We start from the raw sequence: 2,788 nt of genomic DNA, 5'->3' as shown, positions 1-2,788 counted from the left end.
TTTAGATGGATAGTCAGGAAAGAAGGAATATGTTACTTTTATAGTGAGAAATTACTCTAGAGAAAGAAGGGTAGAAATGAAAAAGAATCGATTCATCTTAATACTATTTATTATAGCCATTGGGATGTTTTTAACAGGATTTCAATTATTTACAAATCACCACTTGCTGTATTTATTTGTGTTAGGAATTATTTTTGTAGGAATTGCCGTTCAATTAAAAAATCGTTTTATTCGGACAAATGGGATTTTCTTTGGGATATTAATGATTCTTTTAGCGGTATTTTCTACATGGGGAATTTGGATAGCGGGAAGTATTTTAATCGTTTATGGTCTTTCTTATGGAAGAAAATTAATTAAAAAATATTTTTCAGAGGATAGTGAATGGATTTGGAAGAAAAAGAGATATGTTTCCGTTAAGCTAGAAGAACCGTCTGAGAGATTTGATACGCAAAGACAGGAATGGATTGGCGTCCAAAAAATTGGGAAAGATACATTTGAATGGGATGATATTAATATTAGCCAATTAATGGGGGATACGATTATTGATTTAGGAAATACTGTTCTTCCAAATGAACAAAATATCATTATGATTCGAAAAGGAATTGGTCGTATTCGTGTGATTGTTCCTATTGGGATTGGTGTGAAACTTTGTCATAATGCATTTATTGGTGAAGTAAAGTTTGATGGGCAACAGTTAGAATTAAAAAATGAGACAATTACGATGTATTCAGAACGTTTTGAATCTAGTAATAAAAAAATTACGATTATCTCGTCAGTTCTTGTTGGAGAAATTGAGGTGATTGAAGCATGAAAAAGTGGTTTTTACGAATCTGTTTTGTTGTGTTTCTATTTGTCTCCAGTATTTTTCTAATTGGAGTAAATGTTATTCATTCTTTATTTGGGATTGAGTTATTTGAAAAACTGTCGTCTAATCAATTGATTTTATTGTTTTTAGTGGTGACATTAATTGTGTTTGTCATTACGTTTATGGCAGCTAGTATTGTGTTTTTCTTACAACGATTAACCGATTCTGTTATTTATAATCAATTAGAAGCCATTAGAAATCAGCAATTTTCAAATGTAAAAAAATCAGTGAATGAAATTTGGTATCGGCCATTATTAATGATTCGATTGGATACTTTTTTCCAAGAAACGGCTAAAATAGCAGAAATGCAGGAACAATTTGTTCAAAATCTTCAACAAATTTCTTCTAGACCAGAATATATTGGAGAAGAAACGAAGGAAGAAATTATTGAATTGGAAAGACATCGCATTGCTCGAGAGTTACACGATTCAGTGAGCCAACAATTGTTTGCTGCGATGATGATGCTATCTGCTATGAATGAGCAAAAAAATCAATTGTCTCCAGCCATCCAGCAACAATTAGCCTTAGTAGAGAAAGTGATTAATGATTCTCAATCAGAAATGAGGGCTTTACTCTTACACTTACGTCCAATTTCACTGGAAAATAAAACATTAGTTCAAGGAATTGAAAGCTTATTAAAAGAATTAACGACAAAAGTGCAATTATCTCTTCATTGGGAATTAGATGAAGTAACACTACCGAGTACGTTTGAAGATCATCTGTTTAGAATTGTACAAGAATTGGTGTCCAATACATTACGACATGCAAAAGCCAAACAATTAGAAGTCTTTTTAAAACAAAAGGATGATTATATTATTTTGAAACTAGTCGATGATGGTGTCGGATTTGATACAAGTGTTTCAAAAGCAGGAAGTTATGGTTTGAAAAATATTGAAGAACGTGTAGCAGGAATGGGAGGGCAATGCAAAATTATAAGTATTGCCAATCAAGGAACGATTATTGAAATTAAAATTCCTCAAAAGCAGGAGAAGGAGTAGTTGAATGATTAAAGTTCTATTAGTAGATGACCATGAAATGGTTCGATTAGGGGTATCAGCCTATTTATCTGTTCAAGAGGATATTGAAGTGATTGCTCAAGCAGAAAATGGAAAAATTGGTGTTGAAAAAGCATTAGAATTAAAACCAGATATAATTTTAATGGACTTAGTAATGCCTGTGATGGATGGAATTGAAGCGACAAAAGAAATTTTATCGAAATGGAAAGAAGCAAAAATTATTATTGTGACAAGTTTTATCGATGATGAAAAAGTATATCCAGCAATTACTGCTGGAGCGAAAAGCTATTTACTAAAAACTTCATCTGCTTCTGAAATTGCGCAAGCGATTCGTGATACTTATCGTGGAGAAGGCGTGTTTGAAAAAGAAGTGAGCGAGAAGTTAGAACATCGTCATGAAGTGGAAGAGGAATTTCGCTTGTTTGAAGAATTAACGAGTCGTGAAAAAGAAGTGCTTTTATTAATTGCGCAAGGAAAATCGAACCAAGAAATTGCGGACGAGTGTTTTATTACGTTAAAGACGGTGAAGACTCATGTTTCGAATATTTTATCGAAGTTGCAAGTAGAAGATCGTACACAAGCGACGATTTATGCGTTTAAGCACCGTTTGGTCCAGCCTTAAAGGCATAAATTTTTAAAGACTTTTCTGGGTATAGTAGTAATGGACGGCAGCAGCCTTGCAAAAAAATGCAAGTCTCATGCCTAAAATTTGAGCCTAGGGTCTCAAATTTTCCAGTGATAAAAGCCAACCTTGGCTTTTATCACCAATACTACTATGAAAAGTCTTTGTTGTCTGACATGCATATATTAGAGTACGATTGATAGAGTGACAGTTTCGGTAGAAAAAATGCTGAGGTAAATTCTCAATCTAAATTCTAGTTTAGAAATCAGTTGAATTTAGTCTGAG

Annotated in this window: 3 protein-coding genes; all 3 read left to right on the top strand. The window is 33.0% G+C overall.

Annotated features, from left to right (window positions below):
- Positions 1 to 76: 76 nt before the first annotated feature.
- From liaF to RWZ86_RS08185, 3 genes are read left to right on the top strand one after another with little or no spacing between them, the layout of a single operon-like run.
- Positions 77 to 811 carry a cell wall-active antibiotics response protein LiaF gene (gene liaF, locus RWZ86_RS08195; protein WP_314681338.1) on the top strand — a complete coding sequence of 245 codons (735 nt, stop codon included), beginning with the start codon at positions 77 to 79 and terminating at the stop codon, positions 809 to 811.
- Positions 808 to 1,863, top strand: coding sequence for a sensor histidine kinase (locus tag RWZ86_RS08190; protein WP_314681336.1), 1,056 nt, complete (start codon positions 808 to 810; stop codon positions 1,861 to 1,863). The genes liaF and RWZ86_RS08190 overlap by 4 nt, the downstream gene beginning before the upstream one ends.
- 4 nt (positions 1,864 to 1,867) lie before the next feature.
- A complete protein-coding gene (locus tag RWZ86_RS08185) occupies positions 1,868 to 2,503 on the top strand; it encodes a response regulator transcription factor (protein WP_314681334.1) in 636 nt (211 codons plus the stop codon).
- Positions 2,504 to 2,788 lie beyond the last annotated feature (285 nt).

Origin of the sequence: uncultured Granulicatella sp. (genome assembly GCF_963545075.1) — a bacterium.
Taxonomy (GTDB): domain Bacteria; phylum Bacillota; class Bacilli; order Lactobacillales; family Aerococcaceae; genus Granulicatella.
Note: the sequence above shows the minus strand (reverse complement) of the source record. Positions and strands in the feature narration are given on the sequence as shown.

Excerpts from the sequence above, each read along its gene's own strand:
- RWZ86_RS08190 (WP_314681336.1), top strand. The coding sequence starts at position 808 with ATGAAAAAGTGGTTTTTACGAATCTGTTTTGTTGTGTTTCTATTTGTC.
- RWZ86_RS08185 (WP_314681334.1), top strand. The coding sequence starts at position 1,868 with ATGATTAAAGTTCTATTAGTAGATGACCATGAAATGGTTCGATTAGGG.
- liaF (WP_314681338.1), top strand. The coding sequence starts at position 77 with ATGAAAAAGAATCGATTCATCTTAATACTATTTATTATAGCCATTGGG.